The following is a 26,602-nucleotide window of genomic DNA, read 5'->3' on the forward strand; positions in this document are numbered from 1 at the left end:
ATGATCGCGACGCGTACTCCCGTTATCGAACTTCGCCGTCTGCATCGTTTTTTCGGTAAAACGAAAGCGGTCAACGATGTCTCGTTCGAGGTCTATCAAGGCCAAGTGTTTGGCTACATCGGTCCCAACGGCGCCGGCAAGACAACCAGCATGCGCATCTTGGCCACTCTCGATCTACCAAACGCCGGAGACGCCCTGATCGATGGTTACTCAGTAATCAACGATCCCGATAAGGTTCGTCGACGCCTCGGTTTTATGCCGGATGCGTTTGGCGTTTACGCGAACGTCAACTGCCGCGAATATCTCGACTTCTTCGCCCGTTCGTATGGGCTGCGGGGGCGCGAACGTCGGTTGGCGATGGACAAGACCATGGAGTTCACGGGACTCGATGTCTTGGCCGAGAAGCCTATTAGCGGGCTCTCGAAAGGGATGAAGCAGCGGTTGTGCCTGGGGAGGTCGATGATCCATGACCCGGCCGTGCTGATCTTAGATGAACCTGCCGCTGGGCTCGACCCGCGGGCTCGTATCGAGCTGCGCGAAATGATTGGCAGACTCGCCAAGCATGGCAAAACCATTTTGGTCAGCTCGCACATTCTGACCGAACTAGCTGAGATGTGCGATGTGGTCGGCATCATCGAGCAAGGCCAGCTTCTCGCTACCGGCAGCGTGGCAGATATACAGCGTGGACAACTCTCGAAGAGCCGCGTTCGTGTTCGCATCTTAGAAAATACCAACGGGCTGGCCGATTGGCTGACCTCCAAAGAGGTGTACGACGAAATCGTGGTCGATGGCGAACTTCTGCACTTCTCGCATGTCGGCGAACGGGCCGAAGAGGCAGACCTTTTGAAAGAGATGATCGAGGCGGGCTTTCGCATAGCCGAGTTTGGTGCCCGACACTCGAGCCTGGAAGATGTCTTCCTCAACGTTACGAAAGGCCGGGTGCAATGACCACCGTTGAACTGAGCAATGAACAAGCCCAGCCAGAGCCAGCCGATTCGCCCAGCGGATGGTGGCAGAAGATCGACGAGCGTCTGGAAAGCCTAGGAGAATACCTCAATCCTATTTTGGTCAAAGAAACTCGCCAATCACTAAAAAGCCGTCAGTTTGCGATAACGTTTGGCTTGGTGCTAATCACCAGTTGGATCTGGTCGGTGATGGCGATCTACCTTCGCTATCCAGGCATTTTGTATTCGCCTGATGGCCCATTTCTGCTGGTTGGTTATCTCGACATTTTGCTGTTTCCGCTAGTGGTGATCATTCCCTTTTCGGCTTTCCGATCATTGGCTTCCGAACGCGAGGACGGCACCTTCGAGTTGCTTTCAATCTCTACACTTAGTCCACGTCAAATTATCACCGGTAAGCTGATCAGTTCGATTGTGCAAATGCTCGTCTATCTGTCGGCCTTGGCACCATGCATTGGGTTCACCTATTTACTGCGTGGCATCGATATCATCACCATCGTCTACGTTATCAGCGTGGCCGTTTTGACCTCGGTCTTACTCTCCGGCTTCGGGCTGGTGTTGGCTTGCATTACCCGGCAACGCCACTGGCAGTCGGCGTTGTCCATCATTGTAATCCTGCTGTTCATCTTCTCGTTTGGTTCCGGAATGTCGGCCAGCTATTCGTTGGTTTATATGGAAGCCAACTGGCGAATGTACGATGAGTCGAGCTTCTGGATTGCGACCTTTGCCATCCTCACTATTTATGCCAGCTTCCTGCACTTGATCATCGATGTGGCCTCTGCCCAGATCACCTTCGAAAGCGAGAACCGTTCGGCAGGAATTCGCAAGGCCTTATTAATCCAGCATTTTCTGATCATTGGCTGGCTTGGCTACGTTGCCATCCAAATACCAGAAGAAGCAGCATTCCTTTTTGCAATAACCACCATCTTGTGTTTGTACTGGTTTATCGCAGGGTCGTATATCAATGGAGAAGCTGCGGTTCTTTCACCACGTGTGAAACGCACGATCCCAGTGTTTCTCTTCGATCGTCTCTGGCGAAATTGGCTCATCCCAGGGCCCGATCGTGGTTATATTTTTGTTTTGACCGGGCTCTTCAGCGGAACAGCGACGGCCTATTCGCTGGCTTGGTACAACACCTTCAACGGCATGAATATCAGCGAAGCAACGCATGTGATGATCTATAGCTTAGGTATAATGGCTTACACCACCTTCTACCTCAGTGCCGGGCGTCTGCTGCTCAGAACCATGAATCTCTTGTTTCGTGCAGATATTTTCATTTCCGCCCTCACGCACTTCTTACTGTTGATGGCCGCCATCATGGTCCCACTTGGTTTTCAAGTATTATACAATCGGACGATGGATTCATCGTTTAACCATTGGACCAATCCATTCTGGTTCTTTGTTAAGTCCATGGATGACGGCAATTTCGTCGAATCGCCTGACGTCATCATGTTCCTGTTTTTTCTGAGCATGCTGGCCGGCTCTTTGTTCCTTATCAATATCGTACTGGGTGCCGCCGAATTGGTCCCTCGCCGAGAGAAAGCTCCTCGTAACTTCGTCGAGATTCTTCCCGAAGACGAACCGGAACTCGATCCCCTGCGTCCCTCGTAAAGCAATACACCCAGCGTTAATTCGCAACCACGCGGTGCGTGGTGTTATCGATGGAATAGGACAAACGCTTTTCGGTGGGTACCGCAGGAACCCCAGTGGGCAAGTATTCGGCATCCAACTCGGCGAGCGTCACCGGCCAGTTTCCTTCGGCGACATAATAGCGTTCTACCGCTGAGTTTAACGTGGCGATGTTTTGTTCGTGCACGCGCTGGTTGGCAAACGCTTTGGTTGTGCTGACATGTGGGACCGTGATTGCCGCAACAATCCCAAAGATTGCGACAACCGCCAATAATTCCAAGAACGAGAATCCCCAACGCCCTTGCTTAAATAAAGCCTGGTACATTTTCTTACTTCTTTGCGACGAGATTTGAAAAGAAAGCACTTCTCAGATAAGTAGGCCCTCGCTGGTCGAATCTTCGTATGTTCGGCCTTGTCTGGGGTTGGACCATCTAAATTGTAGGTCGCAAATCGACTTATGATCTCGCTTTGCGCTATTGCTTACAGCACAACGCATTCATCAATTAGCCACCACGCGACGCCAACAGTCATGACCCCAAGAATGGCTACGATCGGCGCAACCATACGCACCAAGCTGCGTGTTCGATGCCCCGTGTTTTCCACGAGGCCAGATCGCAGCAGCAGCAAGTGACCGCTGCAGCGTCTTAGCGAGAATCAGCCGCCTTGCGGGTGGCGACTTCCACTAATTCAGGCGATGGCCGCAAGGCAATCAGAGGATAATCTTTCAGAAAATAGGGTTCACGAGCCACTTCCACCAATTGGCTGCGGACAAAACCGGGTAGTTCCTCCAGTTTCTCTGGCGTCGTCAGCACAATGGTGTTTCCGCCCTGCGAGAACTCACGTTCTAAATCTTCTGCTCCCTCTGGCACAAACTTCACCGGCTGGCCGGCATAATAGACCCAACTAGCTTCACTCACGCCGAACGAGCATAGCGAGGCTCCTGGTGTGGCTTGATCTATCTTGGTCAGCAAGCGGTCGATGGACTGGTGGTCGGAAACTCGCTGAGCAACCAACGCGAACAATCCCACGACAAACAAGGTGGCCATCGTGGCAAATGCACCGAACGCTTTGGGAAGGTCAGACTTCGACTTCCACCACCAAGCCAGACAGCCGCCAATCACAAGCACCACGCCGACGATGGGCACCAAGTATTCGCCCGGCAAGTAAACCCTGGCAGCCACCGCAAGACCAATGGACATCAGCACGCCAACAAGCGTCGTTAGCCCAAACGTCATGTCGAACCAGCGAGCAGAAAGAGCCACTTGTCGCGAAATCACGCGAGCCACGAAGCAACCCATCAACAAAGCCAAGCCAGGGTAAAGGGGGGTGACGTAGCTAGGCAACTTGGTCTGAGCGACCGAGAACGCCCCCAACCATACACCTACCCAACAGCAACAAAAGATCAACGCGAAACGTGTTTTGGAGTCGGATTTCAGTTGGCGAGTCAAATCAACCAATAGGGGCGAAAAGAACACCGACCAAGGAAAGAACCCCACGCAGATCGCCAGCAGGTAATAAACTGGTGGCCCAGAATGTCCTTCGAATGCGGTTACCGCACGGTTGAGATTGTGTTCAAAGAAAAAACCTTCGATCCAGCGAAAATCGCGGGCCGCAACCCACAAATACCAAGGCAACGCCACCGCCAAACAAGCAGTCAGCGCCAAGACTGGTCGCATAAACCAGACCGTCTTCAAAAAATGCAGCGGCAAGAAGGGTCGCACGAGCGACAAAGCCCACTGGCTCCACGTGGTCGACGGATCGGTTTCTGGCAAACGCACGATCAACAGAAACATTCCAATGATCGCCGTCGGCAGCACCAAGCCGACCGGTCCCTTAGATAAGACCGCCAAGCCAAACACGCCGTACAGCAAAACCACCTGCCACCATTGTTTCGGATAATAAGTAGCCGATTCGTTTTCTTCCCCAGCAGCAGGAAAACTAAAGCAGACGTACGTCCACATTCCCAGCGCGACAAAGAAAATCAGGGGTGCGTCTGGGGTCGCGGCTCTAGCGGCCACGGTAAACATCAACGTTGTCGCCAGGCAAATGCCAGCCCAAAGCCCGGTGCTTCGATCAAACAGCCGACGCCCCATATCGTAGGTCAACAGAACCGTGAACGTACCTAATACTGCGGAAAAGAAGCGGGCACTGAATTCATTCACACCGAACATCGAATAGGCCGAGATCATCAACCAATACAACAGGGCCGGCTTGTGCGTTCGTAATTCATCGTTGAAACGAGGCACGACCCAATCGTGTGCCTCCATCATTTCGACGGCGCAGCCAGCATTGCGCGGCTCGTCTCGATCCCAAAGCTTGGGACCACCGAGGTTTGTAAAGAAGACGATCAGACTGAGGCCAATCAGCAGCCCCAGATTTCCTTTTGCCGAGGACATGGCAGCATTCCTTTGCTTGCATGCGGTTCAGTCGAGAAGTTTACCCCAACTTCCAGCCCTGGGCCAATGGCACTTCTGTCGCGGATTCTGCCATTGGTCTTTTCTCAGGAAGGCGTTAAGTTGACGATAGCACCCTTTTTGTCAAAACGAGTGGTCTGAATGAGCCTTCACCACGTTGAACCTGAGATGTCGTCGAGTCCCCAGCAACCGTCTTGCCCCGAGCAAGTTCCCCCCTCCCCTGCCTCGTTGCCGCAAGACAATCAATTCGACGGGCGTTTCTTTTTGATTCTGTCGGCGATTTTTGCCGTCTGCGGGTGCTTGTCGTTCTTCATCGATAGTACGATCAGCCGGCAACTGGCCGAACCTCCCCACGAGTTTCGCTTCATCGGGGGGGATTTGAAGAAGCTCATTTCGTTAAGCGAAGTTTTTGGCCACGGCACCGGCGTCGCCATGGTAGTTCTGGCCGTCTTTGCCCTCGACCTTCAAAATCGCTGGAAAGTTGGCCTCCTAATCGCAACCGCGTTTGGGGCAGGCCTGATGGCGAATATTGCCAAGTTCATCGGCGTCGCTCGTCAACGTCCGCATGCGTTTGATTTCTCGCAGCCGATTTGGGACAGCTTTTATCAAACGTTTCCATTTCTGCATTGGTTTTCTCAGGAAGAACTCCGCCAAGCCGCTTACCAGAGCTTCCCTTCGGGCCATTCGGCAACCGCAGCAGGGCTATGTGTTGGCTTGTGCTATCTCTATCCCCACGCTCGTTGGTACTTTCTGCTGGTGACCTGCCTGGCTTGCTTCCAACGCGTTGCCTTTCGCATGCACTTCACCAGCGATGCTTTCCTCGGTGCGGCCCTGGGCATGGCAACTGCCACGCTTCTGCTGATGTATGGTCGTGTTCCGCAAATGGTAGGCTGGGCAGAAAGAAAAATTAGGGGCAATACAACAGATAGCTAAATGCCGCGTCGAATTTTTCGCTGCAATAATTTGGCAAAATCCCCGATTCCTGTCAGACTTCACAGTTCAAGCCAACTAATGTACTGCAAGGAGCCTGGGATGCATTCGTTCGTCTGTGTATTGGCAGTTCTCGCTGCCCCACCAACACTCGAGAACGCCAAGGAAGTAACCACGGTAGCCACCGAAGTAGCCGAGTCAGCGCCACTCAAGCCGCACGAAATTCGCCAAGCTTTGCGCACGACGCTCAAGAGCGAAGCAGCCAGCGAAACCTTTGCCGACCGCCGTACCGCCATCGAACGACTCTGCTATTTGTTTCAAGAGTTGATGCTGAGCGAAGACTTCGCCGAACTCGATCGCCAGAAATGGCGTGCCCGTTTGGTATCGCGATTTCGTTCGATCCAGGACGATTTAGAAAAGCTCCCCCGCGAGACTACGGAAACACGTAGCCTCAGCCAGGATGGTGCCCGGGGCGGAGCAGCCCTCGATCAGCGTGGTGCGGACGAGCTAATCAACCTGATCACCACAACCATCGATCCCGAAACCTGGGAAAATCTCGGCGGTAACGGCAGCATCTTTTACTACAGCAATCTTCAAGTGCTAGTGATTCGCCAAACGCAAGAAGTTCACGAAAAAATCGGCGGTATCAATCGCGGTCTACGCAGTGGCCCTTAGTTGCGGCCATAAAAAAAGCCCGCTGTGGCGAACAGCGGGCTTTCTAATGTTGGGTCGATTGGAACTAGGCCAACCCATTATTTTTTGACATCCAGCAGTTCGATATCAAAGACCAGGACCGCATTGGCAGGAATGCTGCGATTGCCTTTGGGACCGTAAGCGAGGTCGGAAGGTATGAACAACTTCCATTTGTCGCCAACCTTCATCATCTGCAACGCTTCCGTCCAACCTGCGATCACTCCGTCAACAGGGAACTCGGCTGGCTTGCCACGAGCGTACGAGCTGTCAAATTCGGTTCCATCGAGCAGGACACCCTTGTAGTCGCAGACGACGACATCTTCCAACGTCGGCGTTGCCCCGGTGCCTTGTTTGACGACTTGGTATTGCAGGCCGCTCTTGGTGGTTTTCACACCTTCCTTTTTGGCATTTTCAGCCAGGAATTCTTGCCCAGCCTTGGCGGCGTCAGCGGCCTTCTTTTCCATGTGAGCTTGAACGACCGCTTCAAACTTTTGAAACGCAGCGGCCGTTTGTTCTGGCGTCAACTTCGATTCTTTACCAGACATGCCGTCGCGAAAACCAGCGACTAAGGCTTCGATATCAAAGGGAACATTGGGGTTGGCGACTTCGTTCGCAATGTTGCGGCCGATTGCGTAACTGGCTTGCTGCGCGGGCGATTCCAATTTTGTCTCCTGGGCGAAGGCCGCCTGAGCGACCAGCACCATCGCAATGGCGCCTAGTGAACGGATCATGAATTTCCTTTCGGGCATTAGGTGGGAACCCGGGATGGGTTTGGTAACTTGAACCAATTTCAGAGTACCGGCGGTAATTATCGGGGTTTTCCCTCTTTCGGAAAAGAGAGGGGAAAGGCAAAAACCCTAGTGAATCGAACGCAGCCATTGCGCAGCGGCACGTTCAGCCGCCGAGCGATTAGGTAAAACGATCATATCGACCTGGGCTTGTTGCTGTTGGGTAGCATCCAACTTCCGGATCTGTTCTTGCTGCCACTTGTTGGCCAACTGTTGGCTATGAAACACGTTGGCCGTCCCAAAAACTCGATTATTGACGTTGATTCTTACCGTCGCCACAAAATGCCGGAACTCCTTCAGGGGATGGTCGTACGGCTGCTCTTTCAAGTGCTGAACCATCTCGCGTTCCAAACCGGCGAGATCCGTGCCGAAAAACTCTTGAAAAAGTTCCCGGTTACTTGTCACTTTCCCTTCCGAATCCGTTGTCAAAGCCCCTTCCATCGGCCGAGTTTCGCTGACTCGCTTCATGAATTTGTCGAATTCCAGCTTGTGCCGGCTGGCCAGAAAGTGGGTTAATGCCCAAGCCGAGGCATACCCAGTCGACGTCAGCCGCTGGGCTGCGACGGTGTCGTCGATCATCTTCCCATCGGCCTGAGTTGCATCTCGGGCTTTCAGGTACGACTCCAATTCGAACATCCGCATGTCATTGATATCTCCGGCCCCCTTCCAACGGAGTCGCTTACCAAAGTCGGTCGGAGCGTAATACTCGGCGATTCCTTCAGAAATCCACATTGGCCAGCGCGAAAGTCGTTGTTGCACGCCAATATTATGCAGAATCTGATGCGCCCCTTCGTGCGAGATCGTCGAAATGGCCTGGCGGTTATAAAGCTCCCACTTGAAGGGTGTTTCCGTCGGTTTTTCGTACATCACCACGTGGTTTTCGATGGTGTCGTAAAAAGCGACCACGCCATCGGGCAATTCCGAGAACTTTTTGTATTCTTCCTCGGTGGCAAACATGATCACCACCAGCGGCACTTCCGGATCGTGGACCTCGATTTTCTGCCGTTTGGCGTGCGCCGACACGCCAGGAAGCATCGATTCCATGATTCGCATCGTCCCCTTGGCAAACTCGTTCGAGGTGTTGTAGACGAAGATAAAGTGACGGGACGAGAAAGTCCGGAAGCCGGGATGCTCGGCTTTGAGGCGGCGTTCCAGATCTTTGCGGTCCATTCCCTCGAACGCTTCTTCGGTCTTTTTGACCTCCGAGATCTGTTTGGTTACCAGCTTTCCATCTGGCTGTTCGACCACCAAATTGCCACCGATCGCCAAATGAATCTTGCCGATCTCGGTTTTCCCATCGTCGGTGCGGTACTGCACATTTCCCTTCACGTCGTGAAGAACGAGGCCAGGGGGAATATCGAGTCCAAACGCGCGCGGATCAGGCACGGTGACTCGCTTTGCCTGAGCTAAGAGAGTCGAGGTTGAAACCAGAAACGCCAAAACTGCCAAGACACCCCCGTTCAAGGGGAGTCCACGCCGTTGATACAGCATGCGATCGTTCCGTCGGAAAACCAAACTAACAGAAGAGGTTACGCCCTGCCCAATCGGTATCGGCCTAAGCAAACGATCACGAACGTGGGGGGCGTTACTTACTTATTGTCGCCTACGATGCTTGTGCAGCAAGCATTTTTATCAGGACTATGCTTGGACTGCTCGGAAAATGAAAAAGTTTCCCGATTTCTGACACTTAGGGCGATTAGTGGGGTTTAGATTACAGTGAGTAACCTAAGGATAGGTTAGCGCAATCTTACTTTTTTTTCGTATTGCCTATCACCCGATACAAGACGTTAACATAAGACTATATAGCAACTTATGCACGCTAAGCTCTTCTCATATTCTCGCGGCAAGCTGGTTTTCCAACCGATTAGTTGGACGGTGGCTTTGCTCTTTCTTGCGTCCTTAAGCAACCTTCAGGCAGCAGACCCGACCTACGTGGGGGTTCTGGCGACCGCCTTGGAAGAAGACATCGCCGCTCAACTGCAGCTCAGCGAAGAAAAATACATGGAGCTGCGGACCCTGGCCTATGAGCGCGAAAAGAAAGCGCTCAACTTAGCGTTAGAGCTCCGTGGAGCGACTCCGGCCCAACAACGCGAGAAACTGGCACCCTTTGTGGCGGAATCGGAAAAGATGGCCATGGAGCTCTTAACCGAACCGCAGCGCGAGGTCCTCAAGAAAATTCAAATCCAAAAGAAGGGGCTCGCCTCTTTGGTCGATGCCGAGGTCGCTGCGCAGTTGAACTTGGCGGACTGGCAGAAAAAGCAAATTGAAGACCGCCTAGCCTCCGCCCAGCGAAGTGGGGCTGGCTCGCGAGAAATGGCCGAATACGAACGATTCGCCAACAAACTGCTCAGCGATTCCCAGCGAGCCAAATGGGAAGAAATCGCCGGTATCACGGAAACCGCCGAGCCACTTCCGGCCGACAAAGTGATTCCTCCCAACGAAGAAGAAGCAGCTGAAATGACGGCGGCGGCCACCAAATCGGCGGGCGAGGCCGGGCCGATGCGGTTCAGCTTTCGCTATCAACCGTGGGGAGACGTGCTCGACTGGTTTGCTGAAAACGCCGGCCTTTCGCTGGAAATGAATGCCCCCCCACCCGGAACGTTCAACTATGTCGACGGCAAGGAATACTCCCCAGCCGAAGCCTTAGACGTGCTTAACAGCATTTTGTTGACCAAAGGCTACACTCTGGTTCGTCGCGAAAAGATGTTGATTGTCGTCAACCTGGAAGACGGCATCCCGCCGAACCTGGTGACCACGGTCGACATGGATGATCTCGACAATCGGGGCGAATACGAACTGGTTAGCGTCTTGTTTGACCTGAAAAAGATGAAGGCCGAAGATGCCCAAGCCGAGATCAGCAAGCTAATCGGCCCGCAAGGCTCGGTTGTTGCGTTGAACCAATCGCAGCAGGTTTTTGTCACGGAAACGGGCGGACGCTTGCGAACCATTCGCGACATGATTCAAGCGGTTGAAAACCCGTTCGGCAACGACGTCACCGTGGTCGAAACCAAGAACCTGATGGCTGAAGAGATCTTAACGGTCGTACGCCAATTACTGGGCATGCCCGAAGGGACCAACGCAACCGAGGATGGCTCGCTGCGGATTGCCAGTGATACGCTGGGCACCAAGATCTTCCTGACGGGTAAGAAGTCGAGCGTGGAGAAAGCCGAAAAGCTGATCACTCAGGTCGACGTCCCTGGCGGCTTCGGTAGTTCTCCTGCCGATCAGCTTCAGCTTGAGGCCTATCCTCTTGGAAGCCTCGATCCAGAGACCACGCTGCAAGTGATGCAAACGTTGTTGGCCGGCAACCCAGACGTGCGTGTGACCACCGACACCAACACCGGCAATATCATTGTTCTCGGTCGGGCCAGTCAGCATGCCACCGTCAAAGCCACGCTGTCTCAGTTACAGCGAGATTCGAAACAAGTCGATGTCATTCAGCTAACAACGATTGATCCCCAGATGGCTGTGTTGTCCATCAACAAGCTGTTTGGTGGTTCTGGCGAAAAACCGAATCCGAACGCTCCGATTATCGATGCCGATCCCCTGACTTCGCAACTACTAGTGCGAGGCACTGCGGAACAAGTTCGTCAGATTCACGACTTGCTAGAAAAAATGGGAGAAGATCCCGACGCTGCCCTGGCACTGCAAGGCGAGCGAGGCAACATCCGCTCTATCCCGCTTACTGGCACTGCGGCAGAACGGGTTCTGAGTGAACTCGAAATGCTATGGCCAACCGTCAGCAAGAGTCGGATCCGTGTGGTTCGACCATCGTCGACGCCATCGGTGCGTGGCCTTAATGCCCAACCCCAAATGGAAAGTCCCAATACCACGAACAAGCCAGCATACGACGAAGCTCAGCTACCTCGTCCCCCCATCGATTCGGAAGCGCGCCGAGCAACGAACGACTTGTTTCATTTCGTGGACTACACCCAAGCCAATGAAGGCTCAGACGAGGGTAACGTCGCTGTAGCCCCAGCCGCGAAGCCATCTATTCCGATTATCACAGGCGCTCAAGCTCCGGAAGTTGCTCAGCCAGTTAGCCCTTCCGACATCGCCCCTCCGGTAGCCAGCCAACCGGCGCAATCGCTGGGCACCCTGAATAAACCGGGCGAAATCGTCGTCATGATGGGCCCCCGTGGGCTGATCATTGCCTCGGAAGATCAAGAAGCGTTGAACAAGTTAGAAACGCTGATCGAGACCCTGAGCAACCGTTACTCGTCTTCGTCTGACTATTCGGTCTATTACTTGAAGTACCTTAAAGCGGATGTTGGCGCAGCGATGCTGCAAAGCGTTTTGACTGGGGTCGCTCCGAGCAGCAACGAGGGTGGTGGCTCTCTCATGGGAGACATCGCTTCCGAAATGCTTGGCGGTGGCGGCGGCTTGATGGGCTCGCTGATGGGCCTCGGCGGAGGCGGCACCAGCACCTCGCTCAGCGGAGGCTCCCTTAGCATCATTCCCGACATGCGATTGAATGCGTTGTATGTTCAAGCGAGCGTGGAAGATCTCGATAAGATCGATCAACTGCTCAAAATTATGGATCAACCGCACAGCCCAGAAATGGTTGAGACCAAACGACAACCTCGTATGATTCCAGTCCTTTACACCAATGCCCAAGAGATCGCCAGCATTGTTCAACAGGTCTACTCTGACCGAATCGCCGCGAGCGCCAGTAGTCAACAGCAGCGCCAGCCTTCGCCGGAAGACTTCATTCGCGCCTTGCGTGGCGGCAGAGGCGGTCGTGATGGTGGTGGCGGAGGTGGGGCTCAGAGCGAGCCAGAAAAAATGACGATTGGCGTCGACGCGCGAAGCAACTCACTCGTCGTTTCAGCTCCTGATCCTTTGTTTGAAGAAGTGAAGTCACTTGTCGAACAACTCGACTTGGCCGGAGACGACACCAACCAAACCATGCAGGCAGTCCGAATTCGCAGCTCGAATCCTGAGACGCTCCAAAAAGCGTTGCAGAGCATTACGGGCCAGCCTGTCACGGTCAATTCGACGAGCAACTCGAATAGCAACAGTAGCAGCACAACGCCAACGGCTCCTAATCCCGACGAAATCCGCCAGCGGATGGAAATGTTCCAGCGAATGCGGCAACAAATGCAAGGGGGCGGCGGTCCTCCAGGAGGTGCCCCAGGCGGTGGCCGAAGCGGTTTTGGCGGTGGTGGAACAGGTGGTCGCGGAGGCTTCGGTGGCGGTGGAACAGGCGGCCGGGGCGGCTTTGGCGGTCGTGGCACCACTGGCGGAGGCCGCGGTGGCCGTTAACTCGCTTCACGCTTGAAGTCTGAACAACCGACCTTTCTGGGGCAACCAACGCAAGCCCCAGGAACCATGGGTGAAGTGCTTATTTCGATAGCCTGAGCCAGCATCTAGAACACAAAGCTCGTGGCGAGCACGCTCATCAGCTTGCCCACGACTTGCGGCTTACAACTCACCATCCAGCCTGGTCGGTTCGCCTTTTACTCGCGTCACCTCGCGTTCTCGTTGCGTATGCCTTCTCGGCTCAAAGCTTCTTCGCTCCTTAGGCGGTTTGGCCACGGCGCGATTTCCGCTTTAGCGTTGCTCAGTCAGCATGTCTTGTCGTGCGATTTGCCCAGCCGTTCCACCCTAGGGAGAGTGGCCAGGCAATGGTTCTCTCCCCCAACAAGAACGACGCGTCATGAACTGCCGCTGTTGCTATCCCCTTCATTGGTCAGCACGGACGACGGAAGCAAGAATCGCCACAAGACGTTCTCGGGAAAGGCCATAGCAGCACAACAAAAGGTGCTCTACGGCTTTTCTGATTGCCAGGGCGAAGCAGCCGCCCAAGAAAGAATGGGGCAGATGCCCATAACCCAGCCCAGTAAAAGATCGGCTGGGCTAGGCGTTACCGTACTACCGCCCCAGGGAACTATCGCCCCTCGACGGCCAAGCATTCCTTAGCCGTGATGATACCGTCGCTATTGAGGTCGTACTCCGAGAATTCAAGAGCCCGGGCATCGTTCCACGAACTGCTATATTCGTGCATCATAATCTGGCCATCTTCGTTCTCATCGCTGCGAATGAACCAGCTGGGCAGACCTTCGGGCAGTCGCTCGGTTGCCGAAAGAAACCGATAGGTCGTCGGCTTGCTGGCCGCCGTGTCCGAGGATGACGAGCGGTCACTACCACGAGAAGAACGACTTCCACGATCTCCCCGACTACCGCGGTCACCACCAATTCCACCGAAGCCGCCCTGGGCAAACCCTTTCATACGTTCAACCATTTCATCAAGGCTGATCTTGCGATCGTTGTTTTTGTCGAAATCAAGGATGTTTCCGCCCCGAACTTTTTCTAGTTCGTCTCCCTCGACAAACCCATTTCCGTCTGCGTCGTATCGACGCATCTGCATTTCAGCAATGGACTTAAAACGATCTTCATCGTTACCGCCAGATCCGGGAAAACCACCTCGGCCACCGCGACTTCCCCCTGGGCCGCCGCCGAAACCGCCCGGTCCACCAGGGCCTCCTCCACCAAAGCCGCCTGGCCTTCCTCCACGTCCGCCAAAACTGCCGAAGCCACCACGACCACGTTCTTCGCCACTGTCACGGTCACCTCGATCTCCTCCCCGAGAGCTTCGATCGGGGGATGCTGGCCCGTCAGACGAGCCGCTTCCTCCCCCGGTGCTGGCGGTTCGAGCACTCAGCTCTTCCATAGAAAGGCGGCCATCTTTGTCTTTGTCAAATGTGGTTGGATCACCGCCAAACCAGCGGACATCTTTCCATTCGGTACCGTCAAGGTAGTAGTTTTTGTTCTTATCATAACGCTGCAGCATGCTCATGGTGCTGTCGACCACGCTCTTACCGTATTTCTCTTCCAAGGCTTTCGTCGATAACGGCGGAGCCGCATCAAATCCAACAGCCAAAGCGACTTCCGACGATTCACCAAAGCTCATACTGGCCGATTCGATCCCTTTTTCGCGGGCTTCCCGAGCTTTTTGGATGGCTTGGCCAGCATCATCGATTTTAATGCTGCTGCTATTTTCCATGCCTGTCCCTGCCAGGATCCGTTTGACGAAGTCGCCTCCGCGTCCTTCCAGCTCATCTCCCTCTAACTGGCCGTTTCCGTTGCGGTCCATGCGACGAAGCATCGCGGTTGGATCAAAGTTGCCAGGAAAACCGCCTCGCGAGCGCTCATCTCCCCCCCGGCCCCGTTCTTCTCCACCTCGACTTCCCCGATCATCGCCACCTCGGCCTCGGTCACCGCGATCACCTCCCCAACCACCACGGGACCCTCGATCGCCACGATCCCCACGGCTTTCGCCTGAATCACGATCGCCACCTGGGCCGCGAAAGCCACCGCCAGGCCCGCCTGGTCCACGAAATCCGCCCCCAGGAGGTCCCTGCGCAACGGCAGGTTCAGCGATCATTCCGACAAGCGAAATCAGCACCCAAGCCATTGATAAGCGAAGCGAATTTCTGAAGTTCATCAACAGATACCCAAATTTAGCTAGTTTGAAAAACAAACGCACCTTACAGCTTAATCACGAAACTTCTCCAGCGTTAAACCCCTAACTCCCACGAGCGGTTGTGCCTCTATTGCGTAATTCTGAAGAAAAAATAGGAATATCCCCCCCTGCCCCAAAATTCGGCGAAACCTTGTCCCGCCGAAATGGTTGACCTTATCTATCGTCGCTCCCCCAACTCGGAGTTTTCCCGCTGCAGGGGACGCGAATATCCAAGTTCACATTTCCCGCCTCTCTCAAGGGGCGGTGCCCCTCACTATTCTGAAAAGGTGCTTCGATGAAATTACTGTTTGCGGTGGTTTGTGCGGGGGCGATCGCCTTCGCCTCGAGTTCGGTCATGGCTCAAGGACCTGGCGGCGGTGGCTTCCGTGGGGGACCAGGTGGTGGTGGTTTCGGCGGCGGATTTGGGGGAGGTTTTGGAGGGGGCAGCGATCTTTTCTCGCTGTTGGCCAACGAATCGGTACAGAAAGAAATCGAACTTGTTCCTTCTCAAAATGAAGATGTTGAAGACCTATCCGCCAAAATGCGGGATGGCATGCAGGACATGTTCCGTGGCATGCGTGGTGCCAGCGAAGAAGAACGCCAAGAGATGTTCGACAAGCTGCGTTCCTCTCGTGAAGATGCCGAAAAAGGGCTATCCAAGATCCTGATGCCCAAGCAAATGGAACGCCTCAAGCAAATCCAAGTCCAGCAACAAGCTCGGGGACGTGGCGGCCTGTCGATCACCAGCGACGAAATCGCCTCGGAATTGGGCCTCGATCAAGCCCAAATCGCAAAGCTAGAAGCCAAAGCGGAACAACTGCAAGAAGAAATGCGGGCGAAAGTGGCCGAACTTCGCAAGCAAGCCGACGACGAATTGGTCAAAATGCTAACTCCAGAGCAGCAAGCCAAATGGAAGAAGATGGTCGGCGAACCGTTTGAAATGGTCATCGAACGGGGTGGTCCAGGTGGGCAGCGTGGCCCAGGAGCTCCCGGCGGTCAACGTGGTCAGCGCGGCCCACGCGGCCCGCGGGGCGGCAACAACAGCGATATTTAAAACTTAATTTCTTAGCTCCCTTTATTAGGGAATTTAAAGCACCACTAACCCCTCGCCAGGCTTCCGGGCGAGGGGTTATCCGTTAAGATCGGTCTACTCACGTTCGGATTTGGAAATTAGCGAAACAAATCCCCATTGCAAAACGTTTAATACTTAGCAAGCTAAAACCAACTTGACTGGTACGAACAACTAAACAAACACCCCGCCAAGGGGGCATAGTACCAAGTGAACTTGGATTAGATTGATATTCCCCCCTACCTCTCCCCTAGTAGTGACAATTCTTCATGGTCGATGCCGGTGAAATTCTGTTGAGCTGCGGACTGCTAACGCCGGAACAGGCTGACATCGTCCGTAACGAGCAGGAATCAAGTGCGGACTTTATTCCCAAAGCGGTTGAGCTCTCCTTCGTCGAAGAAGACGCCGCACTGAAGGCCCTAGGCCAAGCCGTCGGGCTCGAGTTCATTGATCTAACGCATACCGAAATCGACACGGCCCTGATTCGCAGCATTCCGCAGCGGCTCATTTATCGCCAATCGCTGCTGCCGGTCCGCCGCGAAAATGGGTGCATCATCGTCGCCACGAGCGACCCCTTCGATCTCTATCCCTTGGACGAAGTCGCCGCCGCGACCGGGCTCAGCGTGCAGCCGGTTTTGGCTGGCCGCAGCGAAATCGCCAAGCTCATCAAAGCCAACCTCGGTGTTGGTGGCGAAACGGTCGAAGGGATGTTGGCCCGCAAAGAAGAAGACGGGGGAGACGTCGAACTCCTGCAAGACCTCGACGACGAGGGAGGCGAACTGGCTGAGGTCGAGCAAGAGGCATCGGTTATTCGCCTGGTGAATGAAATCTTGCTCGAAGCGATCGAGACCCGCACGAGCGACGTTCACATCGAAACCCAGTCGAACAACAGCGTCGTGATTCGCTACCGGATTGACGGTATGCTCCACTCGCAAGCGGTTCCGCCGGAGATCAACTATTTTCAAGCGGCCATCATCAGCCGTTTGAAGATCATGTCGCGACTAAACATCGCCGAAAAGCGACTGCCACAAGACGGTCGCATGAAGTTGAAAGTCCGCGGTCGCGAAATCGACGTGCGTGTGTCGGTCATCCCGATGATTCACGGCGAGAGTATCGTGATGCGTATTCTCGACAAGGGAAACCTCTCGTTCGACCTGCAAAAGCTAGGCATGGATGTCGACGTTTATTCCCAGTTCCAAAAAATCATTCGCCAACCGCACGGTATTATCCTGGTCACCGGGCCGACCGGTTCTGGTAAGACGACCACACTGTACAGTTCGCTGCTGGAAATCCGGGACGAAGCCACCAAGATCATCACCACCGAAGACCCGGTCGAATATCAGCTCGACGGGATCAACCAGATCCAAGTTCACTCGAAGATCGGGCTAACGTTTAGCGCATCGCTGCGAAGTATTTTGCGTCACGACCCCGACGTCGTCCTGGTGGGTGAAATTCGTGACTTGGAAACAGCTGAAAACGCGATTCAAGCTTCGCTAACCGGTCACTTGGTGTTCAGCACGCTGCACACCAACGACGCCGCCGGGGCGTTTGCCCGTATGGTCGACATGGGCGTCGAACCGTTTCTGATTGCTTCCACCGTGGAAGGAGTCATGGCCCAGCGTTTGGTGCGTCGCCTTTGCCCCGAATGCAAAATACCGCACGAAGTGCATCGCGCCGATCTTCCTGATGACTTCCCCTGGGACGAATTACAAAACCAAGATGAAAAACGGTTATTCCACCCCGTTGGCTGTCGCAAATGCCGTGGCGTCGGTTACACCGGGCGAATGGGCATTTACGAATTGCTGACCACCACCGAAGATTTGCGTCAAATGGTGCACGACAACGTCAGTAGCTGGGAAATCAAGCAAGCCGCGATGAAGCAAGGCATGCCTACGCTAAGACAATATGGCTGGCGAAAAGCGATCGGGGGTCAGACTTCCGTGGAAGAAATCTTGCGTGTCACCAAGAGTGATAACGCCGGTGGCCGCAAATAAGAATAAACTATCCCTCGTCACTCCTACTCAATCTATTCAAAGATCATGCCTGACTTCGCTTATGTCGCCCGAAATCTGCAGGGACAAAAAGTCTCCGGGAAGCTGACTGCGCAGTCAGAAGGGGACGTCTTGAATTCGCTCATGGCGAAGTCACTGTTCCCGATCGAGGTTAAGCAGGAAAAGAAGGGAAATCGTTTTCAGTTTGGTGGCAAGAAGGTCAGCCCTCAGCTGGCCGCGACATTCTACGCCCAGTTGGCCTCGCTCGTACGCAGTGGCGTGCCGCTGATGCGGTCTTTGAACGTGCTGCACGATCAAGCCTCGAACGAGGCCCTGAAAACGGTTCTGGAAGACATTCGTAATCGCGTTGAAGAAGGGGAAGCCCTCGACGCGGCCATGGCACGTCACCCTAGAGCGTTCAACGACATGGCAATCAACATGGTCAAAGCAGGGGCTGAGGGTGGCTTCCTGGAAGATGCACTGGAACGCGTCGCATCGTTCACCGAAGAGCAAGAAGACCTTAAAGGGCGTACCGTCAGTGCCCTAGCCTATCCGTTTTTCCTGGCGGTGGTCGGAACGGGCATCTTAACGTTCCTGCTGGTTTTCTTCGTGCCTAGCTTCGAGGAAATGTTCGCTCGCCTACGCGAACGAGGACAACTTCCGCCAATTACCGACTGGTTGTTGTGGTTTAGCGGAACCTTGAACAGCTATGGATTGTTTATTGTAATAGGGCTTGTCCTCTTGTTTTTCTATCTGCGAACGCAGTTACAGACCGAGACCGGCAAGCGACGTTTCGACTACTTTAAGATCAAAGTTCCCCTCTTGGGCAGCATTATGCTGGACTTGGCCGTGGCTCGGTTTTGTCGCGTGCTAGGTACGATGCTCAAAAATGGTGTCCCCATTTTGCGAGCCCTGGAAATCAGCCGCCAGGCTGCTGGTAATCGTATTTTGTCGACCGCCATCGAGAACGCCTCGGACAACATTTCCTCCGGTGAATCATTAGCCTCCCCCTTAGGTAGCTCTGGCTATTTTCCGAAAACGGTGGTGGAAATGATCAGCGTGGCCGAAGAATCCAACTCGCTTGATCGCGTACTAGTTGAAATTGCAGACGGGCTAGAACGAAGAACATCCCGTCGGCTTGATTTGGCGGTTCGTTTGTTAGAACCGCTCATGCTGCTAGTCATGGCCGGTGTCGTGCTGGTGGTGGTGATCGCGTTGCTGCTGCCGGTCTTCCGCATGAGTGCTTCGCTGTAATCACGGTTTCAAAAACAAAAAACACATACAAAAACAACACACCCACAATTGTCAAAGGAGTATTATTTTCATGTCTCGTATTCGACGACATCGCCGTCCCGCTGCGGGTTTTACGCTCATCGAAGTTTTGCTGGTGCTTGTGATTCTCGTGATCTTGGGCTCGCTGGCCGGTGTGTCTTACTTCAACATGCAGAAAACGGCCTTGGTCAACGCTGCCAAATCGCAGGTCGGTTTGATCGACAACGCCGTGCAGGTTTATCAGTTGGACATGAACAAGCCCCCCGCCACGCTCGAAAACTTGATCTCCCAGCCTTCCGACGACAAGAACGGCAAGTGGAAGGGCCCTTACTGGGAAAAAGACACCATGCCAATCGACCCGTGGGATAACGAATACCAATACGAAGTCACCGGCGCGACCTACAAGGTTTGGTCGATGGGTCCGGATGGTGCCAGCGGTACCGACGACGACATCAACGGCTAAGCTTAGTCGTTTGCTAACCCGTGGGTGCCACGTTTTCTGCGATGCAATTTGGGCAGCGTAGCAAGACTTGGCACCCCGCTTTGTAAGTTGATAGGATTCTTCTCGTGGTTTTCACGTTCGCTCTTACCGAAACCTCTCGGACACCTCGGCTTGCCGCCGGGCGTGAGCGATACGCGTTTACCTTGCTAGAAATCTTACTGGTCCTGGTCATTCTGGCAGCCATGATTGGCCTCGGTATGCCGGCCATCTTTAATGCCCTGAAAGGGCACCGCCTCAAGGTTTCTGCGGAACGCGTGCAAACCGAATTCATGCGGGCTCGTGTCGATGCAATGGAGTCAGGCCGGATTCGGATGTTCCGCTATCAGCCTGACACCGGCAACTTTACCGTTGCACCCTTTCTACAAAGCAGTGACGAGTTGGAAAACAATTTGGCCGGCACCAGCCAAGGCGTCGGAGTTTCCAACTTAGTGCTGGAGTCTGCCGAGCAGGAAAAGGTCAGCAAGACGTTAGAGGAAGGGATTGTCTTCCTCTCCAACGATGTCGAAACCGACATGCGCAGCTACACGTTGGCCCAAGAGCAAGGGGGGGACCTGACTGTTTCTGGCTGGTCGACACCGATTTTGTTTTATCCGGACGGTACCACCTCGAATGCGTTGCTCTACCTGAAAAGCGACGGAGGTACGATCACCTCGATCAAATTACGTGGCCTGACTGGCGTCGCGCGGATTGTCGAACCTGAACTCGCCAACGCAGGAGAGTGACCATGACATCGCCCCGCCAGAAAAACCAACGTCGCGCGTTTTCCTTGATCGAAGTCATGCTGGCCTTGGCCGTCTTATCGATGTCGTTGGTCATGCTCGGGCAATTGGTCAGCCTCGGCTTTCGGAGCGCCCGCCAATCGCAAGGGCTCAGCGAAGCCCACATGCTGGCAGAAACCGTGATGGAAGGGATCTCGCTGGGGTTGATCCAGCCCGATCCTGTGGTCGATCGCAATATCAGCATGATGACCGACCTAAATACTTTTACGGTGGAAGAAGATACCGAGTGGGTCTACAGCATTAACTGGGAACCTGCCCCGGTCGAAGGGCTGATCATGATGATGGTCCAAGTTCGTCGGGCCAAAGCTTTCAGTGCGGCGCAAAGTGATGCTTTTCAACTGGTACGTTGGATGCGAGATCCGGCGCTGATTACCGAAGAGCTTCCCGATTCCAGTGGTGGTATTCCTACGGAATCGACAACGGAAGGAGCCTTTTAATGCGTGCGTCAACCTCTTCAACCCGCGCCGGGTTCACGTTGCTCGAAGTCATGCTGGCCTCTGGATTGTCGGTCATCGTGATGTTTGCCGTGGGCGGGGCGATTCAGTTTTTTTTGTTCCGCGTTGATGCCAGCAAAGATAGTATCGAACAAGCCCAACTCGCGCGGGCCATCATGCGGACGATCGAAACCGACCTCCGCAGCGCCATCTGGAAGCAAGAGATTGATTTCACCGCCGTCCAAGATTTAGCCGCCAGTTCGGTGGCGAGTGGTTCGGCCGATATCAGTTCGATGGCATCCTCGGCCGGGATCGATCCCACCATGGCAGCCGGCGCATTGACCGGTTCGGCTACTGAAGACATTGCCGCATCGAGTGTCTTGCCCACCACGATCGGATTGTATGGCAACTCCATGGAGTTGCAAGTTGATATCAGCCGCGTTCCTCGCATCGACGAATACGATCCGCAATACCAAAGCATTCTGAGTCGCTCGCTTAGCGATATCCCCAGCGATATTAAAACGGTCACCTACTTCTTAATGCAGCCTGGCAGTTCGTCCTTGGGGCATGGGGTGGTTGGGGATGCCGGAGTCACGGAAGAGCAGTTCGGCTTGGTCCGCCGCGAGCTCGACCGGGCAGTGACCCAGTATGCGATGAACAACGGCAACACGGCCAATCTTGATGCTTCGGCAGAAATCCTGGCACCCGAGGTTTCCCTCTTGGCGTTCCGTTACTATGACGGCGTAGGTTGGTTCGACGAGTGGAACTCGGAGGAGATGGGGGGCCTTCCCATGGCGGTCGACGTCATGATTTCCATTCGCGATCATCAAACGACACAAGCCTTGCTGTCGGGGAACATGGCCGACCTTCCGACCGATGAAAACGGCAACGCGATGGGCAAGGTTTATCGCCGTTTGATTCGTATTCCCATTGCCAAGCCGTACGAAGAAGAAGAGGAAACGACCGACCTGACCGCTGATGGAGATCTGCCGTTATGATGCGTTCTCCCCTTCCCTGTTCTGGTCGTTTTCCCGCGCGACGCCGTGGCGTAGTGCTGTTTGTGGTGCTGGTCGTGGTCGTAATGATCACCCTATCGGCGTTCGCTTTCACGGAACTGATGTTCGTGGAAAACAAAGCCGCCCATTTAACCGGCCGCCAAATCCAAGCCCGCAACGTCGCCGAAAGTGGCGTGGCCATGTTATCTGTCTTCCTTGAGCAAGAACAAGAACTGATCGAAGCCCAAGGGGGCATTTACGACAACCCCGACATCATGCGGGGCATCTTGGTTCATCCCGATGCCGATGCAGAAGCGCGTGGACGGTTTTCGATTCTCGCCCCGGCCCTTAATGCCGATGGATCGATCGAAGGAATCCGTTTTGGCTTGGAAGACGAATCGAGTCGTGTCAACTTGAATGCCCTGTTGATGATGGAACAACAATCGGAAGGCGCTGGTAAAACGCTTTTACTGGCCCTGCCTGGCATGACGGAAGATATCGCCGATTGCATTTTGGACTACCTGGACGAAGACGACGAAACACGTCCCTACGGGGCCGAGTACGACTACTACAACACGCTCGATCCTCCTTACAATCCGAAGAACGGCCCGCTGGAAACGGTGGAAGAGTTGCTGCTTGTGAAAGGGGTCATGCCGGAATTGCTCTTCGGTCGCGACACCAATCGGAACGGGCTTGTCGACGAGCACGAATGGGCCACCAGTGCCAATACCGACCAAGCGGAAACCGAGATGCTTTCGATGGTGCCTGACCTGGGTTGGTCTTCCTATATGACCCTTGTCAGCATGGAGAAAAACTACTCGACAACCGGCCAGCCGAAGATTTTCTTGAACGAAGAAAATCTGCAAACGTTGCATAGCAACATCAGTGCCATCTTTCCGGTCGAATACGCAGACTTCATCTGTGCGTATCGCCTTTACGGAAGCTCGAGCAATTCCAGCGGAGGCAATAGTGGCGGGCAATCGGTCTCGTCGGTTCAGCTCGATCTGACTCAGCCGGCGAAGACACAAATTGCGAACATGCTCGATTTGATTGGGGCTTCTGTTTCGGTACCCAACGGAACGTTGAAGTCCCCCTTCGAAGACAGTGTGGTCGCCATGAATATCTATCTCCCTGAATTGATGGACAACATGACGATCAACCCTTCGCCGGTGATTCCTGGTCGGATCAACATCAATCAGGCCCCATACGAAATCTTGCTGGGAATCCCTGGCATGGAAGAGAGTATCGTCTCTCAGATTCTCGAACAGCGAATCCCCACGCCCGATCCAGAAAACCCAATTACCCGACACGAAACCTGGATCCTCACCCAAGGCATTGTCACGCTCGAACAAATGAAGACCCTCTCCCCCTTTATTTGTGGCGGAGGAGATGTTTACCGGGCCCAGGTCGTTGGCTATTTCGAGGACGGCAAGGCCTTCAGCCGCCACGAGGTTGTCTTGGACGCCACCCAACCTCAGCCCAAAGTGATGCTATGGCGCGACATGACAGAACTCGGGCGAGGACATCCCCTAGAAGTTCTGGGGGTCGAATTAGGATTAGATGACGGACAAATCAATTGATTTCCGCTGACAAAGGGACAATTTTCGTCCCCGGTATCAGCCTAGGCGAAATACAATAGCAATATGGCAAAGAAACTCGCAATTGAATGGGACTCGCAAGCACTGCGGATGGTGGTCGCCCGCCAACGTGGCTCGAGCATTACCGTCGACCAAGCGATTGTGGTACCACTGAGTGCCGCAGGCGAAGGACTCGACTCGGTGGAAGCACGCGCCGGGCGTTTGCTGACCGAACAAGTCGCCAGCTTTGGGCTGAACAAACTGCCAGCCATTTTGGGCATCAATCGAGCTTCGATTGAACTCCAGGTCTTCTCGGTACCACCGGTTCCCGAAGCAGAACTTCCCGACATCGTTCGCTTTCAGGCGATTCGTGAATGTGCCAATGTCGGGGACGATGGGGTTGTCGACTTTGTGCGACTTCCCATGACGAAAGATGGTCAATCGCGCGTTCTCGCCGCCGCGATTTCGGCCAAGCAGCTCAAAGCTTGCCACAAGCTCTGCAATCAAGCCCAAATTCAACCGCAAAGTTTTTACATTCGTCCGTTTGGTGCGGCCCGCCTGGCGGCCAGCCAATCGAACCTCGCGGGGCAAACGTTTCTTTTAGTGGAAACGCTCGTTGATCGAGTCGAACTGACCGTCGTTCATCAAAACGAAGTCGTCCTGACTCGCTCGACACGTGTCCCTGGCGAAACAAATACCGACGAGTTCCTGAAAACCCTGCAAGGTGAAATTCGCCGGACAATTTTCGCCGCCCGAACCAAAGACGATTCGGTCGCGATTGCCCAAATCGTGATCTTGGGACAACCGGCAGGTCAAGCTCAGTGGCAGGAATTCGGACGAGACGTGAAGTGCGCGGTTGAGTTCCTCAACCCTCTTGCTGCCGAGCATGTCACCACCAGCGTGGAAGTTCTGCCGGAAACGGCCTGCCAACTCGGCGCGTTAGTCGGGCTTCTGTTGGCGGACTCAACCGGAACGCACCCTTCAATCGACTTCCTTAACCCGCGTAAAAAGCCCGAGGCCCCTGATCGTCGCCGGACTTATGTCCTCGCGGCCTTAGCAGCCGCTTGTGTGGTTTTAGTGGCAGGCTACGCAATCTGGAGCAGCATCGGCGCGAAAGATGCTCGCATCGCCGAGCTTAAAGCCGAAATCGCCAAGGTTCAGAAATCGAACGAACCTCTGTTGAAAGTGGAAGAGCAAATCATCGAGATCGACCAGTGGGTGGCCGCCGATGTGCAGTGGTTGGACGAGCTTTATCGTCTTTCCGACAAGATGCCATCCGCCGATGAAACGATCATCAAACAGCTTCACATGGGCACACGCACCGATGCCGGCGGTACGATCTCGTTCAACGGCTATGTATCCGACCATTCCGTAATCGCCAAGCTGGAAGGAAGCCTACGAGATGATTACCACCACGTGCAAGGCAAAGAAAGCAAGTATGAAGAATATGGCGACGGAGCTTACCACTGGAGCTTCCTAGAAAGCATCACCGTCGTTGACGACGAAGCGGATCGCTTTACCAATACTCCGGTCGCCGCTGCGGAGGAAGAAACAGAGTCGAGCCAATCCACGGACGACCAATCCACAGATAAAGAACCGGCCCCAGCAGAACCGGAAGCCAGCGAGCCCAAAGTTAGCGGCGCCGGAGAAACCGAAGCCGTGAGCACCGAAGAACCTCAGCAACCTGAAGAAATCGCCCCTATGCCAGCGAGCGAAACAGCAGAAGTCATCACCAACAAGCCCCAGGACCAATCATGAGCCAACGCGAACGATTTCTAGCCATCTTGGTTGGCGTCCTAGTGTTGGGCGTGGGTGGCTTCTACTTCATGAACCAATATTTCGACGCGGTCAAGCATCGCGATCGTCAAATCGATACTTTGGCGAAACGTCTGCGAAACGAGCAAGTCAAAGAAACCAAAGCCAAAAAAGCTTTGAGCCGTCTCGATACGTACCAAAAGCACGCCCTGCCTGAAAGCATACGCGCCAGCCAAGCTTTTTACCAAGACCGCCTACGCGAAACCTTGGAAGCCAATGGTTTTAGCAACGTTAGTGTCAAACCGAACAGCTTTCGCCGGGCAGGCAATCATGGCCAACATATCTTTAATCTGACCGGCAAAGCGACACTGGAAGAATTAGTGCAATTCACGTACGAATTTTATTCGTTCAACGTCCTGCACAAGTTCTCGAAGCTTACCGTCCTTCCTTCCAAGACGAGCGACAAACTCGACATTTCCATGGATGTGGCCGTCCTTAGTGTGGATGGAGCGAACGAAGTTCCTAACCCGGAATCGGTTCGCTTAAATCAATTGACGCACGGCAACGTAAAGGATTACCTGGACAAAATCGCCAGCCGCAATCTTTTCTCGCCTGCGAATAAGCCACCATTGTTTACCTCAAATACGTCTGCCGATGCCGAACTAGGCAATTCCTTCCAGTACCGCGTGAGTGCCAGCGACCCAGACAAAGACGACAAAGTGAGCTTCTATCTTGGCGAGAACCCTCCGGCTGGTCTCGAACTAAGCGAAAGCGGATCGCTTAAATGGACGCCGTCGGAATTGGGCGAGTTCAAGGTGACAATCGAAGCCCGCGACAGCCGAACCCCTGCCAAATCGACGACTCAGGAACTTGTCATTAATGTGAAGGATCCTCCGCCACCGGAAGAACCAAGCGTCAGTCCCCCTTCATTTGACGAAGCCAAATATACGTTCCTGACCGGCACCGTTACGGTGGGAGGCCAGCCGCGTGCTTGGCTTAACAACCGCCCGAAGAACCGCCAATTGCGGCTCGCCCCTGGCGAAACGTTTACGATCGGTACCCTCAAAGGGAAGGTGGTTGATGTTCGCGATCGTGAAGTGGTGATCGAAATCGAAGGAGATCTGCGCTTGCTATCAATCGGGCAACCCTTGGCCGACGCCCTTCCCATGGGGCCCTCTTAAAGTCTTGAGCGAAAACTTTGCAGCGCGCCCAATACGCTTGAAAAACCCTTTAGGCCAATAGCTAGCTATTGGCCTTTCGCTTTCTACGGGCTTTCTCTAGCCGTCAAAGTCTAACACCGCGCGAAGATTTATCGTCTGTAGCGGTTGAAATCGGTGTAGGGGTTAA

Annotated in this window: 21 protein-coding genes; 15 read left to right on the forward strand and 6 right to left on the reverse strand. The window is 54.2% G+C overall.

The window, feature by feature from the left end; genetic code table 11:
- Both DTL42_RS03985 and DTL42_RS03990 read left to right on the forward strand, forming a co-directional pair.
- Positions 1 to 948 (forward strand): ABC transporter ATP-binding protein, encoded by a 948-nt coding sequence (locus tag DTL42_RS03985; RefSeq protein WP_114367380.1) that lies wholly within the window; start codon positions 1 to 3, stop codon positions 946 to 948.
- On the forward strand, positions 945 to 2,573 hold the full coding sequence (locus DTL42_RS03990; RefSeq protein WP_114367381.1) for an ABC transporter permease: 1,629 nt from the start codon (positions 945 to 947) through the stop codon (positions 2,571 to 2,573). The genes DTL42_RS03985 and DTL42_RS03990 overlap by 4 nt, the downstream gene beginning before the upstream one ends.
- A 16-nt stretch (positions 2,574 to 2,589) precedes the next feature.
- On the opposite strand, the gene DTL42_RS03995 is transcribed toward DTL42_RS03990, so the two are convergent.
- Both DTL42_RS03995 and DTL42_RS04000 read right to left on the reverse strand, forming a co-directional pair.
- Positions 2,590 to 2,916, reverse strand: a complete 327-nt coding sequence (locus DTL42_RS03995; protein WP_114367382.1) for a type II secretion system protein — start codon at positions 2,914 to 2,916, stop codon at positions 2,590 to 2,592.
- Positions 2,917 to 3,235: 319 nt separating this feature from the next.
- A complete protein-coding gene (locus DTL42_RS04000; RefSeq protein WP_114367383.1) occupies positions 3,236 to 4,987 on the reverse strand; it encodes an ArnT family glycosyltransferase in 1,752 nt (583 codons plus the stop codon).
- A 159-nt stretch (positions 4,988 to 5,146) separates the two neighbouring features.
- Between DTL42_RS04000 and DTL42_RS04005 the strand changes: the two genes are divergently transcribed.
- Together DTL42_RS04005 and DTL42_RS04010 are read left to right on the forward strand one after the other, a co-directional pair.
- On the forward strand, positions 5,147 to 5,938 hold the full coding sequence (locus DTL42_RS04005; protein WP_114367384.1) for a phosphatase PAP2 family protein: 792 nt from the start codon (positions 5,147 to 5,149) through the stop codon (positions 5,936 to 5,938).
- A gap of 99 nt (positions 5,939 to 6,037) precedes the next feature.
- On the forward strand, positions 6,038 to 6,610 hold the full coding sequence (locus DTL42_RS04010; RefSeq protein WP_114367385.1) for a hypothetical protein: 573 nt from the start codon (positions 6,038 to 6,040) through the stop codon (positions 6,608 to 6,610).
- Positions 6,611 to 6,687: 77 nt separating this feature from the next.
- Here DTL42_RS04010 and DTL42_RS04015 read toward each other — a convergent pair whose 3' ends face one another.
- Both DTL42_RS04015 and DTL42_RS04020 read right to left on the reverse strand, forming a co-directional pair.
- Positions 6,688 to 7,359, reverse strand: a complete 672-nt coding sequence (locus DTL42_RS04015) for an FKBP-type peptidyl-prolyl cis-trans isomerase (RefSeq protein WP_199590022.1) — start codon at positions 7,357 to 7,359, stop codon at positions 6,688 to 6,690.
- Between the two features lie 126 nt (positions 7,360 to 7,485).
- The gene (locus DTL42_RS04020) at positions 7,486 to 8,907 is read right to left on the reverse strand and encodes a DUF1570 domain-containing protein (protein ID WP_114367386.1); all 1,422 of its coding nucleotides are present in this window, start codon (positions 8,905 to 8,907) and stop codon (positions 7,486 to 7,488) included.
- A 321-nt stretch (positions 8,908 to 9,228) separates the two neighbouring features.
- Between DTL42_RS04020 and DTL42_RS04025 the strand changes: the two genes are divergently transcribed.
- Positions 9,229 to 12,681 carry a secretin N-terminal domain-containing protein gene (locus DTL42_RS04025; protein WP_114367387.1) on the forward strand — a complete coding sequence of 1,151 codons (3,453 nt, stop codon included), beginning with the start codon at positions 9,229 to 9,231 and terminating at the stop codon, positions 12,679 to 12,681.
- Positions 12,682 to 13,306: 625 nt separating this feature from the next.
- Here DTL42_RS04025 and DTL42_RS04030 read toward each other — a convergent pair.
- Positions 13,307 to 14,512 (reverse strand): hypothetical protein, encoded by a 1,206-nt coding sequence (locus tag DTL42_RS04030; RefSeq protein WP_158545221.1) that lies wholly within the window; start codon positions 14,510 to 14,512, stop codon positions 13,307 to 13,309.
- Positions 14,485 to 14,754: a hypothetical protein gene (locus DTL42_RS26195; RefSeq protein WP_158545222.1), complete on the reverse strand. Its 270-nt coding sequence runs from the start codon at positions 14,752 to 14,754 to the stop codon at positions 14,485 to 14,487. Before DTL42_RS26195 ends, DTL42_RS04030 begins: the two co-directional genes overlap by 28 nt.
- 422 nt (positions 14,755 to 15,176) lie before the next feature.
- On the opposite strand from DTL42_RS26195, the gene DTL42_RS04045 reads away from it, so the two are divergent.
- The 10 genes from DTL42_RS04045 to DTL42_RS04090 all read left to right on the forward strand — a co-directional run bounded on the left by DTL42_RS04045 (position 15,177) and on the right by DTL42_RS04090 (position 26,436).
- Positions 15,177 to 15,935: a hypothetical protein gene (locus DTL42_RS04045; RefSeq protein ID WP_158545223.1), complete on the forward strand. Its 759-nt coding sequence runs from the start codon at positions 15,177 to 15,179 to the stop codon at positions 15,933 to 15,935.
- Positions 15,936 to 16,219: 284 nt separating this feature from the next.
- The gene (locus tag DTL42_RS04050; protein ID WP_114367392.1) at positions 16,220 to 17,944 is read left to right on the forward strand and encodes a GspE/PulE family protein; all 1,725 of its coding nucleotides are present in this window, start codon (positions 16,220 to 16,222) and stop codon (positions 17,942 to 17,944) included.
- A gap of 45 nt (positions 17,945 to 17,989) precedes the next feature.
- Positions 17,990 to 19,195: a type II secretion system F family protein gene (locus tag DTL42_RS04055; protein ID WP_114367393.1), complete on the forward strand. Its 1,206-nt coding sequence runs from the start codon at positions 17,990 to 17,992 to the stop codon at positions 19,193 to 19,195.
- Between the two features lie 70 nt (positions 19,196 to 19,265).
- On the forward strand, positions 19,266 to 19,676 hold the full coding sequence (gspG, locus tag DTL42_RS04060; protein ID WP_114367394.1) for a type II secretion system major pseudopilin GspG: 411 nt from the start codon (positions 19,266 to 19,268) through the stop codon (positions 19,674 to 19,676).
- Positions 19,677 to 19,780: 104 nt separating this feature from the next.
- Positions 19,781 to 20,437, forward strand: coding sequence for a prepilin-type N-terminal cleavage/methylation domain-containing protein (locus tag DTL42_RS04065; RefSeq protein WP_158545224.1), 657 nt, complete (start codon positions 19,781 to 19,783; stop codon positions 20,435 to 20,437).
- 2 nt (positions 20,438 to 20,439) lie between these two features.
- On the forward strand, positions 20,440 to 20,931 hold the full coding sequence (locus DTL42_RS04070; protein WP_114367396.1) for a type IV pilus modification PilV family protein: 492 nt from the start codon (positions 20,440 to 20,442) through the stop codon (positions 20,929 to 20,931).
- Positions 20,931 to 21,926 carry a PulJ/GspJ family protein gene (locus DTL42_RS04075; RefSeq protein ID WP_114367397.1) on the forward strand — a complete coding sequence of 332 codons (996 nt, stop codon included), beginning with the start codon at positions 20,931 to 20,933 and terminating at the stop codon, positions 21,924 to 21,926. Before DTL42_RS04070 ends, DTL42_RS04075 begins: the two co-directional genes overlap by 1 nt.
- Positions 21,923 to 23,503, forward strand: a complete 1,581-nt coding sequence (locus DTL42_RS04080) for a general secretion pathway protein GspK (RefSeq protein WP_114367398.1) — start codon at positions 21,923 to 21,925, stop codon at positions 23,501 to 23,503. The genes DTL42_RS04075 and DTL42_RS04080 overlap by 4 nt, the downstream gene beginning before the upstream one ends.
- Before the next feature lie 63 nt (positions 23,504 to 23,566).
- Positions 23,567 to 25,258, forward strand: coding sequence for a type IV pilus biogenesis protein PilM (gene pilM, locus DTL42_RS04085; protein WP_114367399.1), 1,692 nt, complete (start codon positions 23,567 to 23,569; stop codon positions 25,256 to 25,258).
- Positions 25,255 to 26,436: a cadherin repeat domain-containing protein gene (locus DTL42_RS04090; protein ID WP_114367400.1), complete on the forward strand. Its 1,182-nt coding sequence runs from the start codon at positions 25,255 to 25,257 to the stop codon at positions 26,434 to 26,436. Before pilM ends, DTL42_RS04090 begins: the two co-directional genes overlap by 4 nt.
- The last annotated feature ends 166 nt before the right edge of the window (positions 26,437 to 26,602 follow it).

The organism is Bremerella cremea (assembly GCF_003335505.1).
Lineage (GTDB): Bacteria > Planctomycetota > Planctomycetia > Pirellulales > Pirellulaceae > Bremerella > Bremerella cremea_A.

What these genes read in the sequence shown, in the direction of transcription:
- DTL42_RS03985 (WP_114367380.1), top strand. Translation starts at nt 1, where the DNA reads ATGATCGCGACGCGTACTCCCGTTATCGAACTTCGCCGTCTGCATCGT.
- DTL42_RS03990 (WP_114367381.1), top strand. Translation starts at nt 945, where the DNA reads ATGACCACCGTTGAACTGAGCAATGAACAAGCCCAGCCAGAGCCAGCC.
- DTL42_RS04075 (WP_114367397.1), top strand. Translation starts at nt 20,931, where the DNA reads ATGCGTGCGTCAACCTCTTCAACCCGCGCCGGGTTCACGTTGCTCGAA.
- DTL42_RS04010 (WP_114367385.1), top strand. Translation starts at nt 6,038, where the DNA reads ATGCATTCGTTCGTCTGTGTATTGGCAGTTCTCGCTGCCCCACCAACA.
- DTL42_RS04050 (WP_114367392.1), top strand. Translation starts at nt 16,220, where the DNA reads ATGGTCGATGCCGGTGAAATTCTGTTGAGCTGCGGACTGCTAACGCCG.
- DTL42_RS04045 (WP_158545223.1), top strand. Translation starts at nt 15,177, where the DNA reads ATGAAATTACTGTTTGCGGTGGTTTGTGCGGGGGCGATCGCCTTCGCC.
- DTL42_RS04080 (WP_114367398.1), top strand. Translation starts at nt 21,923, where the DNA reads ATGATGCGTTCTCCCCTTCCCTGTTCTGGTCGTTTTCCCGCGCGACGC.
- pilM (WP_114367399.1), top strand. Translation starts at nt 23,567, where the DNA reads ATGGCAAAGAAACTCGCAATTGAATGGGACTCGCAAGCACTGCGGATG.
- DTL42_RS04025 (WP_114367387.1), top strand. Translation starts at nt 9,229, where the DNA reads ATGCACGCTAAGCTCTTCTCATATTCTCGCGGCAAGCTGGTTTTCCAA.
- DTL42_RS04070 (WP_114367396.1), top strand. Translation starts at nt 20,440, where the DNA reads ATGACATCGCCCCGCCAGAAAAACCAACGTCGCGCGTTTTCCTTGATC.
- DTL42_RS04030 (WP_158545221.1), bottom strand. Translation starts at nt 14,512, where the DNA reads ATGGACCGCAACGGAAACGGCCAGTTAGAGGGAGATGAGCTGGAAGGA.
- gspG (WP_114367394.1), top strand. Translation starts at nt 19,266, where the DNA reads ATGTCTCGTATTCGACGACATCGCCGTCCCGCTGCGGGTTTTACGCTC.
- DTL42_RS04020 (WP_114367386.1), bottom strand. Translation starts at nt 8,907, where the DNA reads ATGCTGTATCAACGGCGTGGACTCCCCTTGAACGGGGGTGTCTTGGCA.
- DTL42_RS04005 (WP_114367384.1), top strand. Translation starts at nt 5,147, where the DNA reads ATGAGCCTTCACCACGTTGAACCTGAGATGTCGTCGAGTCCCCAGCAA.
- DTL42_RS04000 (WP_114367383.1), bottom strand. Translation starts at nt 4,987, where the DNA reads ATGTCCTCGGCAAAAGGAAATCTGGGGCTGCTGATTGGCCTCAGTCTG.
- DTL42_RS04055 (WP_114367393.1), top strand. Translation starts at nt 17,990, where the DNA reads ATGCCTGACTTCGCTTATGTCGCCCGAAATCTGCAGGGACAAAAAGTC.
- DTL42_RS04090 (WP_114367400.1), top strand. Translation starts at nt 25,255, where the DNA reads ATGAGCCAACGCGAACGATTTCTAGCCATCTTGGTTGGCGTCCTAGTG.
- DTL42_RS03995 (WP_114367382.1), bottom strand. Translation starts at nt 2,916, where the DNA reads ATGTACCAGGCTTTATTTAAGCAAGGGCGTTGGGGATTCTCGTTCTTG.
- DTL42_RS04015 (WP_199590022.1), bottom strand. Translation starts at nt 7,359, where the DNA reads ATGATCCGTTCACTAGGCGCCATTGCGATGGTGCTGGTCGCTCAGGCG.